The organism is Pseudomonas meliae, assembly GCF_001400515.1.
GTDB classification, from domain to species: domain Bacteria; phylum Pseudomonadota; class Gammaproteobacteria; order Pseudomonadales; family Pseudomonadaceae; genus Aquipseudomonas; species Aquipseudomonas amygdali.
On sequence record NZ_LJQT01000173.1, the window covers coordinates 3,766 to 18,918 of the forward strand.

General features: G+C 58.6%; 13 protein-coding genes and 1 pseudogene. 7 read left to right on the forward strand and 7 right to left on the reverse strand.

Annotation, left to right across the window (positions count from 1 at the left end; genetic code table 11):
- Nucleotides 1–47: 47 nt before the first annotated feature.
- The 6 genes from ALO64_RS07800 (at nucleotide 48) to ALO64_RS07825 (ending at nucleotide 6,646) form a co-directional block, all read left to right on the forward strand.
- A complete protein-coding gene (locus tag ALO64_RS07800) occupies nucleotides 48–1,184 on the forward strand; it encodes a branched-chain amino acid ABC transporter substrate-binding protein (protein ID WP_002551843.1) in 1,137 nt (378 codons plus the stop codon).
- Between the two features lie 161 nt (nucleotides 1,185–1,345).
- A complete protein-coding gene (locus ALO64_RS07805) occupies nucleotides 1,346–2,260 on the forward strand; it encodes an ABC transporter permease subunit (RefSeq protein WP_044344581.1) in 915 nt (304 codons plus the stop codon).
- 2 nt (nucleotides 2,261–2,262) lie between these two features.
- A complete protein-coding gene (livM, locus tag ALO64_RS07810) occupies nucleotides 2,263–3,576 on the forward strand; it encodes a high-affinity branched-chain amino acid ABC transporter permease LivM (RefSeq protein ID WP_044344582.1) in 1,314 nt (437 codons plus the stop codon).
- A complete protein-coding gene (locus tag ALO64_RS07815) occupies nucleotides 3,573–4,448 on the forward strand; it encodes an ABC transporter ATP-binding protein (protein WP_002551846.1) in 876 nt (291 codons plus the stop codon). The genes livM and ALO64_RS07815 overlap by 4 nt, the downstream gene beginning before the upstream one ends.
- Nucleotides 4,445–5,161 (forward strand): ABC transporter ATP-binding protein, encoded by a 717-nt coding sequence (locus ALO64_RS07820; RefSeq protein ID WP_044344583.1) that lies wholly within the window; start codon nucleotides 4,445–4,447, stop codon nucleotides 5,159–5,161. Before ALO64_RS07815 ends, ALO64_RS07820 begins: the two co-directional genes overlap by 4 nt.
- A 720-nt stretch (nucleotides 5,162–5,881) precedes the next feature.
- Nucleotides 5,882–6,646: an SDR family oxidoreductase gene (locus ALO64_RS07825; protein WP_004654669.1), complete on the forward strand. Its 765-nt coding sequence runs from the start codon at nucleotides 5,882–5,884 to the stop codon at nucleotides 6,644–6,646.
- 42 nt (nucleotides 6,647–6,688) lie between these two features.
- Here the strand turns inward: ALO64_RS07825 and ALO64_RS07830 are convergent, their stop codons facing one another.
- The 7 genes from ALO64_RS07830 to yghU all read right to left on the reverse strand — a co-directional run bounded on the left by ALO64_RS07830 (nucleotide 6,689) and on the right by yghU (nucleotide 14,569).
- Complete coding sequence (locus ALO64_RS07830; protein WP_044344584.1) at nucleotides 6,689–7,903, reverse strand: AGE family epimerase/isomerase; 1,215 nt, start codon at nucleotides 7,901–7,903, stop codon at nucleotides 6,689–6,691.
- A gap of 72 nt (nucleotides 7,904–7,975) precedes the next feature.
- On the reverse strand, nucleotides 7,976–9,868 hold the full coding sequence (gene dxs, locus ALO64_RS07835; RefSeq protein ID WP_044344585.1) for a 1-deoxy-D-xylulose-5-phosphate synthase: 1,893 nt from the start codon (nucleotides 9,866–9,868) through the stop codon (nucleotides 7,976–7,978).
- Nucleotides 9,869–10,028: 160 nt separating this feature from the next.
- On the reverse strand, nucleotides 10,029–10,916 hold the full coding sequence (locus ALO64_RS07840; RefSeq protein ID WP_005731143.1) for a polyprenyl synthetase family protein: 888 nt from the start codon (nucleotides 10,914–10,916) through the stop codon (nucleotides 10,029–10,031).
- Nucleotides 10,913–11,158 carry an exodeoxyribonuclease VII small subunit gene (locus tag ALO64_RS07845; RefSeq protein ID WP_002551852.1) on the reverse strand — a complete coding sequence of 82 codons (246 nt, stop codon included), beginning with the start codon at nucleotides 11,156–11,158 and terminating at the stop codon, nucleotides 10,913–10,915. Before ALO64_RS07845 ends, ALO64_RS07840 begins: the two co-directional genes overlap by 4 nt.
- A 102-nt stretch (nucleotides 11,159–11,260) precedes the next feature.
- Nucleotides 11,261–12,427 carry a cystathionine beta-lyase gene (metC, locus tag ALO64_RS07850; RefSeq protein ID WP_044344586.1) on the reverse strand — a complete coding sequence of 389 codons (1,167 nt, stop codon included), beginning with the start codon at nucleotides 12,425–12,427 and terminating at the stop codon, nucleotides 11,261–11,263.
- Between the two features lie 85 nt (nucleotides 12,428–12,512).
- Nucleotides 12,513–13,529: a PDDEXK nuclease domain-containing protein gene (locus ALO64_RS07855; protein ID WP_044344587.1), complete on the reverse strand. Its 1,017-nt coding sequence runs from the start codon at nucleotides 13,527–13,529 to the stop codon at nucleotides 12,513–12,515.
- Nucleotides 13,530–13,729: 200 nt separating this feature from the next.
- Entirely contained in the window at nucleotides 13,730–14,569 is an 840-nt protein-coding gene (gene yghU, locus ALO64_RS07860; RefSeq protein ID WP_044344588.1) for a glutathione-dependent disulfide-bond oxidoreductase, read from the reverse strand.
- Nucleotides 14,570–14,881: 312 nt separating this feature from the next.
- Here yghU and ALO64_RS07865 point away from each other — a divergent pair.
- Nucleotides 14,882–15,133 (forward strand): annotated as a pseudogene (locus tag ALO64_RS07865) (ABC transporter permease); the annotation flags it as partial.
- Nucleotides 15,134–15,153: the final 20 nt, after the last annotated feature.

The following is a 15,153-nucleotide window of genomic DNA, read 5'->3' on the forward strand; positions in this document are numbered from 1 at the left end:
TTTTTCAGACCTTCCCTAATTAAAAAATATCCTCAGGAGCACCACTCATGTCGCATACGTTTTACAGGAAAGGTTTTCTGGCAATCGCAGTGGCAACTGCATTGGGCGTGTCTTCGTTTGCACAGGCGGACGTGAAAATCGGCGTTGCGGGTCCGATGACCGGCGCGAACGCATCATTTGGGCAGCAGTACATGAAAGGTGCGCAGGCTGCGGCCGACGCGATCAACGCTGCGGGCGGTGTGAACGGGGAAAAAATCGTGCTGGTCGCAGGCGATGATGCCTGTGAGCCGAAACAGGCCGTGGCGGTGGCCAACCGTCTGGTCGATAACGACAAGGTGATCGGGGTGGTCGGCCACTTTTGCTCGTCATCGACCATTCCTGCTTCAGAGGTTTACAGCGATGCGGGAGTAATTGCCATCACGCCGGGTTCGACCAACCCGACGGTGACCGAGCGTGGCCTGAAGGAAATGTTCCGCATGTGTGGCCGTGACGATCAGCAAGGTGTGGTCGCCGGTGATTACATCGTTGATGTGCTCAAGGGCAAGAAAGTCGCGGTCATCAATGACAAGGACACGTACGGCAAAGGGCTTGCTGATGCCACTGCCAAACAACTGGTAGCGCGTGGCGTGAAGCCGGTACTTGAGGAGGGGCTGACCCGAGGCGAAAAGGATTTCAGTGCGCTGGTAACGAAAATCCGTTCGACCGGTGCCGACGTTGTGTATTTCGGTGGCCTGCATCCGGAGGCCGGTCCACTGGTTCGCCAGATGCGCGAGCAGGGCCTCAAGGACGTCAAGTTCATGTCTGATGACGGTATCGTGACTGACGAACTGGTCACCACTGCCGGTGGTGCGCAATACGTAGACGGCGTGTACATGACCTTCGGTGCCGACCCGCGCGTACTGCCGGACAGCAAGGCAGTCGTGGACCAATTCCGCAAGTCTGGTTACGAGCCTGAAGGCTATACCCTCTACGCGTACGCTTCGATACAGGCCCTGGCTGCCGGTTTCAATGGTGCCAAATCCAACAAGGGCGACAAAGCCGCAGAGTGGCTTAAAGCGCACCCGGTCAAGACCGTCATGGGTGAAAAAGCCTGGGATGCCAAGGGCGACCTGAAAGTTTCCGACTACGTTGTTTACCAGTGGGACGCCGCCGGCAAATACAAGCAACTCGAAAAACAGAAGTGATATAGACCTCGTGTCAGTTCTGCCCGGCAGACGTTGACCCGGTGATGGGCTCGCCCATGAGCAAGCCTGCATCTCTTTTATTGTTTTCGGACCTGTCGGTCGCACCTCACGAGGGTGTGATCGGCGGGGTGCTGAGCTGCCTTTCAGTGTGAGCGTGCGTGATGGATGGGATCTTCCTGCAACAAATGGTCAACGGACTCACCCTCGGGTCTGTCTATGGCCTCATCGCCATCGGCTATACGATGGTCTACGGCATCATCGGCATGATCAACTTCGCCCACGGCGACGTTTATATGATTTCCGCCTACCTGGCCGCTATCGGTCTGGCGGTTCTGTCTTTCTTCGGACTGGAATCCTTTCCATTCCTGATTCTCGGCACACTGGTCCTCACCATCGTGGTGACGGGGGTATACGGGTTTGTCATCGAGCGCGTGGCCTACAAGCCGCTGCGCAACTCGACCCGGCTGGCACCGCTGATCAGCGCCATCGGTATTTCCCTGATCCTGCAAAACTACGCGCAGATCAGTCAGGGCGCTCGCCAGCAGGGCGTGCCCACGTTGCTTGAAGGTGCGTGGCGCTTTGAGATTGGCAGCGGCTTTGTGCAAATTACCTACACCAAGATCTTCATTCTCATCGCCGCTTTTGTCGGCATGGGCGTGCTGACCTACATCATCAAATACACAAAGCTGGGCCGCATGTGCCGCGCCACGCAGCAGGACCGCAAGATGGCGTCGATTCTGGGCATCAACACTGATCGGGTCATCTCCTACGTGTTCATCATCGGTGCTGCCATGGCGGCGCTGGCCGGTGTGCTGATCACCATGAATTACGGCACGTTCGACTTCTATGCCGGCTTCATCATCGGCATCAGGGCGTTCACTGCCGCAGTGCTGGGCGGGATCGGCTCGCTGCCGGGTGCCATGTTGGGCGGCTTGATCCTGGGGGTTGCCGAGTCGCAGTTCTCCGGCCTGATCAACTCCGATTACAAAGACGTGTTCAGTTTCGGGCTGTTGGTGCTGATCCTGATTTTCCGTCCTCAAGGCCTGCTGGGTCGCCCACTCGTGGCGAAGGTATAAGTATGTCCGCTCCTGTTGCTGCTCCTGTCGTCAAACCTGTTGAAATCAAGAAAAGCCTGATAGATGCCGTGGTCGCGGGGCTGCTGGCGCTGATCGTGTTCGGTCCCATCGTCGGGATAGTGCTCGATGGCTACAGCTTCAACCTGCAACCCACTCGCGTGGCCTGGCTGGTGGCCGTGGTCATGGTCGGTCGTTTTCTGATCAGCCTGTTTCTGCAAACACCCAAAGGCATACGTGTTTCCCAGAGCTTCGAAAGCTCCGACTCCGGGGGGCATGTGCTCAAGCCTGATCACAAGTCCCGCCTGTACTGGATCATTCCGCTACTGATCGTGATTGCCATCGTGTTTCCGATCTTCGCCAACAAGTACATTCTGACCGTGGTTATCCTCGGGCTGATCTACGTATTGCTGGGGCTTGGCCTGAATATCGTGGTCGGCCTGGCCGGCCTGCTCGATCTGGGCTACGTGGCGTTCTATGCCATCGGAGCCTATGGTCTGGCGCTTGGCTATCAGTACCTTGGCCTGGGCTTCTGGTCGGCGCTGCCGCTGGCGGCAATTGCGGCAGCGCTGGCCGGATGTATTCTGGGCTTTCCGGTGTTACGCATGCATGGCGATTATCTGGCCATCGTGACGTTGGGGTTCGGGGAAATCATCCGTCTGGTGCTGAACAACTGGCTGTCGTTCACCGGCGGCCCGAATGGTGTACCGGTGCCGTCACCGACCTTTTTCGGCCTGGAGTTCGGGCGTCGTGCCAAGGATGGTGGCATTCCGATTCATGAATATTTCGGCTTCGATTACAACCCGGACCTGAAATTCCTGTTCATCTACACCGTGCTGTTTCTCGTCGTGCTGGCCGTGTTGTTCATCAAGCATCGTCTGACTCGCATGCCGATCGGCCGCGCCTGGGAAGCCCTGCGCGAGGACGAGATCGCCTGCCGTTCGATGGGCCTCAATCATGTTCTGGTCAAGCTCTCGGCGTTCACCATTGGTGCTTCGACGGCGGGACTGGCCGGGGTGTTTTTCGCCAGCTATCAGGGCTTCGTCAACCCGACGTCGTTCACCTTCTTCGAGTCTGCACTGATTCTGGCGATTGTGGTGCTGGGCGGTATGGGGTCGACCGTAGGGGTGGTTATCGCTGCGTTCGTGCTGACCGTTGCGCCTGAACTGTTGCGCAGCTTCTCCGAGTACCGCGTGCTGCTGTTCGGCATCCTGATGGTGTTGATGATGATCTGGCGCCCACGCGGGCTGATCCGCATCAGCCGTACCGGCGTGAAACCGCGCAAGGGTGCGCTGGTGACAGAAGGAGGTGCGCGATGAGTAATGAAGTGATTCTTTCCGTCGAGCACCTGATGATGCACTTCGGCGGCATCAAGGCTCTCAGCGATGTCAGCCTCAAAGTTCGCCGCAACTCTATCTTCGCTCTGATCGGCCCCAACGGCGCAGGCAAGACCACCGTGTTCAACTGCCTGACCGGCTTCTACAAGGCCACAGGCGGACGCATCGAGCTGCATACTCGTGGCAAGACCACCAATGTGATCAGGCTGCTGGGCGAGCCGTTCAAGGCGACCGACTTTGTTTCGCCGAAAAGCTTCTTCAGCCGGGTGTACTACAAAATGTTCGGCGGTACCCATCTGGTCAACAGGGCAGGGCTGGCGCGTACGTTTCAGAACATTCGTCTGTTCAAGGAAATGTCGGTCGTTGAAAACCTGCTGGTTGCCCAGCACATGTGGGTCAACCGCAGCCTGATCAGCGGGATCCTCAACACCAAAGGCTATCGCAAGGCTGAAGAGGATGCGCTCAATACGGCGTTCTACTGGCTGGAAGTCGTGGACCTGGTGGACTGCGCCAATCGTCTGGCCGGAGAGCTGTCCTACGGGCAGCAACGTCGTCTGGAAATCGCCCGGGCCATGTGCACGCGTCCGCAGGTGATCTGCCTGGATGAACCGGCTGCCGGTCTCAACCCGCAGGAAACCGAGGCGCTCAGCGGCATGATCCGACTGCTGCGCGATGAACACGACATGACCATTGTGCTGATCGAGCACGACATGGGCATGGTGATGGGGATTTCCGACGATATTGTGGTGCTCGACCATGGCAACGTGATTGCCGCGGGCGGGCCGGAACAGATCCGCAACGATCCGAAAGTGATTGCTGCGTACCTGGGCGCTGATGAAGAGGAGCTGGTATGAGCAAGCCGATCCTCGAACTGAAAGAGATCGATGTGTTTTACGGGCCGATTCAGGCTTTGAAGAAGGTCTCGCTGCACATAAACGAGGGCGAAACAGTCAGCCTGATCGGCTCCAACGGTGCAGGCAAGTCGACGCTGTTGATGTCGATCTTCGGCCAGCCGCGCGCCTCCAGCGGGCAGATCATCTATCAGGGCACCGACATCACCCAGAAGTCCTCGCATTACATCGCCTCCAACGGCATTGCGCAGTCGCCGGAAGGGCGGCGGGTGTTTCCCGACATGTCGGTCGAGGAGAACCTGATGATGGGCACCATACCGATTGGCGACAAGCATTCGGCCGAAGACATGCAGCGCATGTTCGAACTGTTCCCCAGGCTCAAGGAACGCCGCAACCAGCGCGCCATGACCATGTCCGGAGGCGAGCAGCAAATGCTCGCCATCGCCCGTGCGCTGATGAGTCGTCCCAGGCTGTTGTTGCTTGATGAGCCGAGCCTTGGGCTGGCGCCGATCATCGTCAAACAAATCTTCTCGACCCTGCGGGAACTGGCAGCGACTGGCATGACAATCTTTCTGGTCGAGCAGAACGCCAACCATGCGCTGAAGCTGTCTGATCGCGCCTACGTGATGGTTAATGGCGAGATCCGGCTGTCCGGCACAGGCAAGGAATTGCTTGTAAATGAAGAGGTCAGGAACGCTTATCTGGGCGGACACTGAGTTCGTCAAAACCCTGCCGTTTTCGACGCGCGCCTCGAATGTGCAAACATTCGGGGCGTCACTTCTTGCGATTGTGGAAAACAATTTTGACGGGGCTGCCAAGTGCGACATAAAACCGCTGCAAATGGTTGTTTTGTCACCGTTTTGACTTGTTCAGGTTTACTGTGGAACCGGCTGTTAATAACTTGGGAGTATGTGCCTGAAGCCCTTTATGCATAAGGCTTGCAGGCGATTGATTAAATTTTGATCAAGGGTTTTCGACCGGTTTTCAGGTGTGTTTGTCAACAGTATTGAAGCTGGTCGTTCATACAGCTTTTCCAGTTGCACAGCCTGTGGATAAGTCTGTTAACAAGCCTTGGAAATAGTGATCCAGCCGTTACTGCGTCTGGGCTACAGGCCATCACGGTTTTCTGACGCCTCGTGGCGTCCTGGCAGTATCGGGCAAAGTCAAGGTCAAAACTTCTCCATACCTGCTGGAAGCCCCGAGCTACGGGACTTTCAGCGTTACCGACTTGCCCCCAGAGATTGTGTGTCTGACTGTGGATAAGGTGGGCAAAACTGCCTGCAAGGCCCGTGGCGTATGGCTCGGCTTGAGTTGGTTGTTTTTTGTACAAATACACTGGGTTGTTGCATCGACGTGCCGCTGACGGGCATTCTGCTGCCCTAATCAGAACTTATTAACAGGTGCGCTGTTTTTTCGCGCCATGTCAGGAGAACGAAATGACTTCCACTGTATTCATCACGGGCGCTACTTCCGGTTTCGGTGAGGCCTGTGCCCGCCGTTTTGCCGAAGCAGGCTGGTCGCTGGTATTGACCGGCCGTCGCGAGGACCGTCTTGACGCGTTGAGCGCCGAGCTGTCGAAGCAGACCAAGGTGCATACGCTGGTACTGGATGTGCGTGACCGCAAGGCGATGGAGAGTGCTATCGCAGATTTGCCTGAAGAGTTCGGCAGCATTCGCGGGCTGATCAACAACGCCGGTCTGGCGCTGGGGATCGACCCTGCGCCCAAGTGCGATCTGGATGACTGGGACACCATGATCGACACCAACGTCAAAGGTCTGGTCTACACCACACGCCTGTTGCTTCCACGTCTGATTGCGCATGGTCGCGGGGCAAGTATCGTCAACCTGGGCTCGGTAGCCGGCAACTATCCTTATCCGGGTGGTAACGTCTACGGTGGCACCAAGGCGTTTGTCGGGCAGTTCTCGCTGAACCTGCGCAACGATCTGATCGGCACTGGCGTACGCGTCACCAACCTGGAACCCGGGCTGTGCGAGAGTGAGTTTTCGCTGGTACGTTTCGGCGGTGATCAGGCCAAGTACGATGCGACCTACGCAGGTGCCGAGCCGATTCAGCCGCAGGACATCGCCGACACCATCTTCTGGATCATGAACACGCCAGCGCACGTCAACATCAACAGCCTGGAACTGATGCCCGTCAGCCAGACCTGGGCCGGTTTTGCGATTGATCGTAACCGCGGTTGATTGCTTGCTGATCGGGCCGCACAGGTGGTGCGGTTCGATCGATCAGTCTTCTACAGGCGTCGGCGGCGGGAAAGCGTTCACGAAGCGGTTCTCGACAAAGTCAGCCAGCCCGATGTAACAGGTTGCCAAGTGGTAAGGCGTGGTCGACGGCATGTCACTGCGGCTGACCGCGCCATCGGGCTCTACGCACTCGTTCCAGCCTTTGGCATGCAGGAAGCGCTGCGAAAAGGCTGACATTTGCGCAGCCAGGTTCGCCTCGCACTCTGGCCGCATGGCCATGGCTCGCAGGTATTCCGCCTGAGCCCAGATACGCTGGGTGGCGTCGCGTACCGTGCCATCAAGTGTCAGCATTGCAGTCACCGCGCCGCTCTGTGGCTCGACACCCTGTGCCTGAGCGTAGGCAAACGCGCGGGTCATGGATTCGTGCAGCTCACGTCCATGCAGCTCTGGCGACGATTGCAGCAGGAAGAACCATTCGAACTGATGACCTGGCTCGTACCAGTTATCCACAGCGCCCAAGGGTTTCTCCAGCATCACGCCGGTGGCGGTGTCGACAAAGCGACGCTGCATGTGGATAACCAGGGCGTCCAGCGCTGACTGGGTTGCAGGGTCGGCGCGCACTGACAGCGTTGCCAGAAAGGCCTCTGCCAGATGCATCAAGGGGTTCTGGAGCGGGCCGCTGCCCAGCGTCGACCAGTCCTCATCGAGTTGCGCTTCGTACAGCCCGTCATCGTCGGCAAAGCGCTCCGCTACAACATTGAGCGCCGCATTGAGCACTGACTCTGCCAGCGGGTCCTGCACCTTCGCCCAGTAATGTGCGCAGGCGAAAATAATGAAGGCGTGAGTGTAGAGGTCCTTGCGGCGATCCAGAGGTTTGCCCTGTGGATCGATGCTATAGAACCAGCCGCCATGCTCGGCATCGTGGAAGTGCTGTTGCAGGGAGCGAAACAGTTCACCGGCCCGTGCCCGAGCGTTCGGCACTTCGACGTTATCGATAAGGCTGGAAAACAGAAACAGCTGACGTGCGCAGGCCATGGCTCGATAGCGTTGCGGCGGTAGAGGCTGATAGTTGGCGTCGAGCGCTTCGTAAGGCAATGCCAATTGTGCGTTCCAGCCAGGGCCCTGCCAGAGCGGAACGACGACCTGCAGAAAATGCTGCTGCAAGGCAGCGAACACCGAGGTCAATTCAGGCGTGGGGGCGGAACGGGTCACATGAGGCATCGGCTGGCATCGCGGCAGTGTCGAAGTGCGCAGCATGTTATCAGGATTGCTGCATGCGGGGTCGTGGTGATGATTCCTCACGCTCGGCGCGTGAGGAACCTCTGCCACTCAGCCAATCAACGCCAACCGCGCATTGATCGCCGCTTCGATCCCTTGGGCGTCCAGCCCGCACTCAGCCAGCATCTGCGCAGGCTTGGCATGCTCGACGTAGGTGTCCGGCAGGCCCAGGTGGAGTACCGACTTGAGGATATTGGCGCGTGCCAGAAACTCACTGACCGCAGCACCGGCACCGCCCATCACTGCGTTTTCTTCCAGTGTGACCAGTAACTCGTGGTTGGCGGCCGCTTCGCTCACCAAGGCTTCGTCCAGTGGCTTGACGAAGCGCATATCGATCACCGTCGCGTCGAGCTTCTCGGCCAACACCAGCGCATCGGCCAGTTGCACGCCAAACACCAGAATCGCAACGCCCTGGCCCTGACGACGCACAACGCCCTTGCCGATTTCGACCGGGTCAAGGCCTGTCTCGATCAACGCGTCCGGACCGGTACCGCGTGGGTAACGCACTGCCGCGGGGCCGGTGTGCAGGTAACCGGTGTTGAGCAGCTTGCGCAGTTCGTTTTCGTCACTCGGCGTCATGACCACCATGCCGGGGATGCAGCGCAGGTAGGACAGGTCGAAGCTGCCTGCGTGGGTCGGGCCGTCTTCGCCCACAAGCCCGGCGCGGTCGATGGCAAACAGTACGTCGAGGTTCTGCACCGCGACGTCATGCACCAGTTGATCGTAGCCGCGTTGCAGGAAGGTCGAGTAGATAGCCACGACCGGCTTGCTGCCTTCGCAGGCCATACCGGCCGCCAGCGTTACAGCGTGTTGTTCGGCGATGGCAACATCGAAGTAGCGTTCTGGAAAGCGCTCGCTGAATGCCACCAGGTCCGAGCCTTCCTTCATGGCTGGCGTGATGCCCACCAGCCGTGAGTCAGCCTCGGCCATGTCACATATCCACTGGCCAAACACTGCGGAATACTTCGGCGCGCTGATTTTTTTCGGGACGACAGGCGCATTCAGCGGCTCAAGCTTGGTAATGGCGTGATAACCGATCGGGTCGACTTCGGCTGGCGCAAAACCTTTGCCCTTCTTGGTGACCACGTGCAGAAACTGCGGGCCTTTCAGATCACGCATGTTGCGCAGAGTGGCGATCAGAGTCGGCAGGTCGTGGCCATCGATAGGGCCGATGTAGTTCCAGCCCAGCTCTTCGAAAAGCGTGCCCGGGACCAGCATGCCTTTGGCGTATTCTTCGGTGCGACGTGCGATTTCCCAGGCGCCGGGCAGGCGCGAAAGCACCTTTTTGCTGCCTTCGCGCATGCTGCTGTACGTGCGGCTGGAAAGAATCTTGGCCAGGTAATTCGACAGACCGCCGACATTGCGCGAGATCGACATGTCGTTGTCGTTGAGAATCACCAGCATGTCGGCTGCCACTTCCGGCGCGTGGTTCAACGCTTCGAAGGCCATGCCGGCAGTCAGCGCACCGTCGCCGATCACGGCAATGGATTTACGCTCGCTGCCTTGCAGGCGCGAGGCAATCGCCATGCCGAGGGCGGCGCTGATCGAGGTGCTGGAATGCCCGACGCCGAAGGTGTCGTACTCGCTCTCGCTACGACGCGGAAAGGCCGCCACCCCATCCTTCTGGCGCAGGGTGGACATGCGCGCGCGACGGCCGGTGAGGATCTTGTGCGGATAGGCTTGATGACCCACGTCCCACACAAGGCGATCGTCCGGGGTGTCGAAAACGTAATGCAGCGCGATGGTCAGCTCGATGACCCCAAGACCGGCACCAAAATGCCCTCCGGTCTGGCCAACGGAATACAGCAATTCCAGGCGCAGCTCATCGGCCAGGGTTTCCAGCTCGGCTTCGCCCAGACGGCGCAGGCCGTGCGGGGTATCGGCTCGGTCGAGCAGCGGCGTGACCGGGCGCTCGCGGGGGATCTCTTTGAACGTCGTGGGCATCAGGCGAATCGTTATAAGTAAAAGAGGCGGCAGTTTACCTTATGCATCGCAAGCTGCCCATGAAGTGAGTCGGCGGATAGTCCGCCGACTGACACGCTTAATGACTGAAACCTGACGAACCGTGGTTGATTCAGCAGATTTCCGGCTTCGGTGACGGTGATCAGTGGCGACGTTCGACGATATAGCGTGCCAGCTCGCGCAACGGTTCTGCGGCGGCATCGAACGGGCTCAGCGCCGTCAGCGCCTGATCACGCAGTTCCAGTGCATAGCGCTTGGCCGCTTCCAGGCCCAGCAACGCAGGGTAGGTCGGCTTGTCGCGGGCGATATCGGCACCCTGACGCTTGCCGAGGGTCGCAGTATCGCTTTCGACATCGAGAATGTCGTCCTGAACCTGAAAGGCCAGACCGACCGCGCGCGCATAAATCTGCAAGGCGTCAAGACGCGGCTGATCGGCTTGACCACTGGCCAGTGCGCCAAGCCGGACGCTGGCTTCGATCAACGCACCGGTCTTGTGCCGATGCATGTATTCCAGCGCTGCCTGATCAAGCTTCAGCCCCACAGAGCCCAGATCGATCGCCTGCCCGCCCACCATACCTGCCGGGCCGGCAGCGGCTGCGAGGGTATTGACCATCTGCAGACGCGTTTCAGCATCGCGTGAGGTCAGGTGCGGCGCGAGCAGTGCAGTAAACGCCAGGCTTTGCAGGCCGTCACCTGCGAGGATCGCGCAGGCCTCATCGAAAGCCTTGTGCGTGGTCGGCTGGCCGCGACGCAGGTCGTCATCGTCCATCGCCGGTAAATCGTCGTGCACCAGCGAGTAAGCGTGAATCAGTTCAACCGCACAGGCGGCACCGTTGGCATCCTCGGCTACGCCGCCCAGCGCTTCGCAGGCCGCGTAGGCCAGCAGCGGGCGCACGCGCTTGCCGCCGTTCATCACGCTGTAGCGCATGGCTTCGTAAAGCCGGTTCAGCTCAGGGCTCGGTGCCTGAAACAGTTTTTCGAGTGCTGCGTTGACGCGAGTCTGGCTTTGCGCTTGATAGCTCGCGATCATTCGGGAAGTTCCGCATCGTCGAACGGCTCTTCGCTCAGTTCGCCATCGCGCTCCAGCAGCACCTGGACCTTCTGTTCGGCCTGGGTAAGGGCGCTTTGGCAGTCGCGGGTCAGGCGTACACCTTGCTCGAAGGCGGTCAGGGAGTCTTCCAGAGACAACTCGCCATTCTCCAGCCGCTCTACCAGCGCTTGCAGGTCAGCGAGTGACTGTTCGAAATCCAGTGCAGCTTTCTTGCGGGCCATGGGGGCATTTCCGGTAGAGGTTGAACCGCGCGACACTAGCAGAGCGAGGGCTTCTGGGCAAATAACGGCGACGGAGCAATGCAAGGGCAGCAACTATCAGGATTAACCCGCAGCGAACCCGTTCTGCAGGTCTGCAATCAGGTCTTCCGGGCTTTCCAGGCCAACCTGCAGCCGCAGCATCGGGCCGGTGCCGCGCTCAGGACCATATTGCTCGACTTCAGTGATCAGGCTTTCAAAACCGCCCCAGGAGTAACCAATCCCGAACAGTTTCAACGCGCCGGTAAATCGGTCCAGCACCTGCCGGTCAACGGCATGGAATTCGAAACTGAGCAAGCCGTTGCAGCCATGGAAATCGCGCTTCCAGATGGTATGGCCCGGATCGTCCGGCAATGCGGGATACAGCACGCGGGCAACCTGAGGCTGGTCCTGCAGCCATTGTGCAATTTGCATCGCGTGGCGTTCATGCATGGCCATGCGTGCCGCCAGACTGCGGGCACCGCGCAGCACCAGATACGCATCGTCGGGGCTGACGGTATTGCCCACGGCGGTGTTCATGGTCTTGAGGGTTTTCCAGTGCGCTTCGGTGGTGCTGACGCTGCCCATCATGACGTCGGAATGCCCGGCCACGTACTTGGTCAGGGCCATCAGGGAAATGTCCGCGCCCAGTTCCAGCGGCTTGAACAGAATTCCCGAGCCCCACGAGTTATCCACAGCCAGCAGTAGATCCCTGGCCTTGCACACCTGTGACAGTGCAGGCAGGTCGCACATGTCGAACGTCAGCGAGCCGGGCACTTCAGCGTAGATCATCCGTGTGTTGGTCTTGATCAGCGATTCCACATCACTACCGTCAGCCGCGTAGAAATCGAACTGGATGTCGAAGGCCGTCAGCATCGTTTTTGCCAGGCGCCGAACGGGGCCATACACCGATTCAGTAATCAGCACATGGTCGCCTGGGCGCAGAAACGATTGAAACATCTGCGCCACTGCCGCCAGCCCGGTCGGGTACAGGCAAGTACCGTGTGCGCCCTCAAGCCCGGAAATCAGATCCTGCAAGGCAAACGCCGTCGGGTTGCCGTTGGCACCGTAAGTCAGCGAGCGCTCAGGCCCCGTGGTGCGAATTTCCGCCTCGCGCAAACTCTCCAGACTGTCGAACAGCACCGTACTCAGACGCACGACCGGCGGGTTGACCGCCAGCCATGGCCCGCTACTGGCGCTACGGCCGCGTTGTGACAGGGCGGTGTGGGCGCGAGGGTCCTTATCGTGCGGCATTGGATGCTCCAGTCAGGGAAAGGGCAAGCAGGCAGACTGCCGCTCAGGCATGCACAAGCGTAATGCATCGTGCGTCTGGCCGGTATCACTGATCGCTCAGCACAGCACTCGCATAGAACTCATGCAGCTTCGCCTGCAATAGCTGCCTGTCCGGCAAGCGGGTCTGGTACTCGGCAATCAGCGCGGGTGAAAGCGAGCGGTTCAGGGCGTACTCGACCACTTCATCGTTTTTGCTGGCGCAGAGTAAAACGCCGATGGCCGGGTTTTCATGGGGTTTGCGTACATTCCGGTCCAGCGCTTCAAGATAAAAGTCCAGCTTGCCCAGGTATTCGGGTTCAAAGCGGCCGACCTTGAGTTCGATGGCAACAAGGCAGTTGAGGCCGCGATGGAAAAACAGCAGATCCAGCGCAAAATCCTGGCCGCCGACCTGCAACGCGTACTCGGAGCCGACAAAACAGAAGTCGCGGCCCAGCTCGATCAGAAAATCCCTCAGGCGTTGCAGCAAACGGCGGTGCAGGTCAGCTTCGGCGTGTCCCGATGGCAGCTCGAGAAACTCCACCATGTAGGCATCTCGGAACACATCCAGTGCTGCCGGTCGGGTTTCCTTGAGCATCGCCGAGGCCTTGGCTGGCTGGGTGATACTGCGCTCGAACAAGGCTGTCTTGAACTGGCGCTCCAGCTCTCGGCTGGACCAGTTTTCCCTGATTGCCATGCGCAGATAAAACTCACGCTCTTCGGGGCGCTTGCTTTGGCTGAAGATGATCAGGTGATGAGTCCATGGCAATTGTGTCAGCACTGCTGACACTTTCTCATCGTCGCGGTAAACCTCGAAGAACTGGCGCATACGAAATAGGTTTCGACGCGTAAACCCGCGCAACCCTGGCTGGGTTACAGCCAGATGCTCGGCAAGCTGGCTGACCACCGCGTCACCCCATTCGGCGTTTTCAATCTTGCGGCTGATGTAAGCGCCTACCTGCCAGTAAAGCTCGATCAGGCGAGTGTTGACCGCCTGTGCAGCTTGCTGTCGAGCGCCCTGAATCATTGCGAGCACTTCATCAAAGCGATCATTTACAGGCGTATGCGGTGCATTGGGAGTACTCATGCTGCAAGTACTCCACTGCATGGAAAACCGGTGTCGAGTTGCAAGTGAAAATCTGGATGGGCAGTTGTCCGGCTCATAGGGCGCGTCCTTGGGCAGTGGCTAAGGACGCTACTTTACGTTCAGATCACGACTGTCCGACCCAGAATCTCTTTTGAGTGTGTAGCAACAGGTTTCTGTTTGCGCAGGCCTTGACTTGCGTCTTATTTATCCAGGTCGGATGCCTGATGCCGCTCCGGCACCTGATCCGCCTCTTCGCCCCAGGTGCGGTTGACCTTCTGGCCTTTGATGACGGCAGGGCGCGCGGCGATTTCTTCCGTCCAGCGAATCAGGTTCGGGTATTCGTGCACCGACAGGAACTCGGCGGCCGAATAAACCTTGTTCCTTACCAGCGCGCCATACCATGGCCAGACCGCGATATCGGCAATCGTGTAGGTATCGCCAGCCAGGTAGCGGTGCTCGCCCAGTCGGCGGTTCAGCACATCGAGTTGGCGCTTGGCCTCCATCGCGAAGCGATTGATGGGGTATTCGAGTTTCTCCGGCGCGTAGGCGTAGAAGTGCCCGAACCCGCCACCCAGGTAGGGCGCCGCGCCCATCTGCCAGAACAGCCAGTTCAGCGTTTCGGTACGGCCTGCCGGGTCGGCGGGCAGGAAACTGGAAAACTTCTCAGCCAGGTACAGCAGAATCGAACCGGACTCGAATACCCGAACAGGTGTTTCATGGCTTCGGTCCAGCAATGCAGGGATCTTGGAGTTGGGATTGATCTCGACAAAGCCGCTGGAGAACTGATCGCCCTCGGAAATGCGGATCAGCCAGGCATCGTATTCCGCGCCGCTATGCCCCAGCGCCAGCAGCTCTTCGAGCATGATCGTGACCTTCACCCCGTTGGGTGTGGCCAGAGAATAAAGCTGCAGTGGGTGCTTGCCGACGGGCAGTACCTTGTCATGCGTTGGACCGGCTATGGGCCGGTTGATGCTGGCGAATGTGCCGCCCGCTTTTGTTTCCTGCCATACCTTCGGCGGGGTGTAAGGGGTTTGGGTCATGAGGAGCCTCGCTTGTTCAAGGGTGATCGCTGGACCGGTCGTATTGCGAATGACCATTGACGTTATAGATCAACGTGCGCGGATGGAAGTGCCTTGCGATTGTGATCGAGCGTGGCGAGGCCTCGAAAGGGCCATTTAGCTGCCGCCGGTAGTTTGTGGAATATTCCTACAGTAACTAAGGCGTAGTCCTATAGCTGTAAATCTATAAAAGAAGAGAACATGTGCCCGCAGCATGAGGCCATAAGGTTATCCATTTATGATCTTGATTGTCAAAATCGTTCTCTGATCTACCTGTCAATAGCTGGATACCGTATGTCGTCATCTCGCAGCACAAGCTTTATAAAATGGCGTGACCTGATCATCAATCTCGTGTCCAAGGAAATTAAAATCCGTTACATGGGTGCGACGCTAGGCTTCGTTTGGTCATTGGGAAATCCGCTGGTTGTTACACTTACGTATTACACGGTTTTTACCTATATCCTGCCCAGCAGTCAGGACCGTTTTGCACTTCATCTGGTAACGGGTGTTGTCCACTGGATGCTTTTGGCGCAAATAGTTTCACAGAGGGAAGGTCTGAAGTAGCC

Coding starts and splice junctions, on each gene's coding strand:
- yghU (WP_044344588.1), bottom strand. CDS start 14,569: ATGACCCAAACCCCTTACACCCCGCCGAAGGTATGGCAGGAAACAAAA.
- ALO64_RS07825 (WP_004654669.1), top strand. CDS start 5,882: ATGACTTCCACTGTATTCATCACGGGCGCTACTTCCGGTTTCGGTGAG.
- metC (WP_044344586.1), bottom strand. CDS start 12,427: ATGCCGCACGATAAGGACCCTCGCGCCCACACCGCCCTGTCACAACGC.
- dxs (WP_044344585.1), bottom strand. CDS start 9,868: ATGCCCACGACGTTCAAAGAGATCCCCCGCGAGCGCCCGGTCACGCCG.
- livM (WP_044344582.1), top strand. CDS start 2,263: ATGTCCGCTCCTGTTGCTGCTCCTGTCGTCAAACCTGTTGAAATCAAG.
- ALO64_RS07815 (WP_002551846.1), top strand. CDS start 3,573: ATGAGTAATGAAGTGATTCTTTCCGTCGAGCACCTGATGATGCACTTC.
- ALO64_RS07840 (WP_005731143.1), bottom strand. CDS start 10,916: ATGATCGCGAGCTATCAAGCGCAAAGCCAGACTCGCGTCAACGCAGCA.
- ALO64_RS07820 (WP_044344583.1), top strand. CDS start 4,445: ATGAGCAAGCCGATCCTCGAACTGAAAGAGATCGATGTGTTTTACGGG.
- ALO64_RS07800 (WP_002551843.1), top strand. CDS start 48: ATGTCGCATACGTTTTACAGGAAAGGTTTTCTGGCAATCGCAGTGGCA.
- ALO64_RS07845 (WP_002551852.1), bottom strand. CDS start 11,158: ATGGCCCGCAAGAAAGCTGCACTGGATTTCGAACAGTCACTCGCTGAC.
- ALO64_RS07830 (WP_044344584.1), bottom strand. CDS start 7,903: ATGCTGCGCACTTCGACACTGCCGCGATGCCAGCCGATGCCTCATGTG.
- ALO64_RS07805 (WP_044344581.1), top strand. CDS start 1,346: ATGGATGGGATCTTCCTGCAACAAATGGTCAACGGACTCACCCTCGGG.
- ALO64_RS07855 (WP_044344587.1), bottom strand. CDS start 13,529: ATGAGTACTCCCAATGCACCGCATACGCCTGTAAATGATCGCTTTGAT.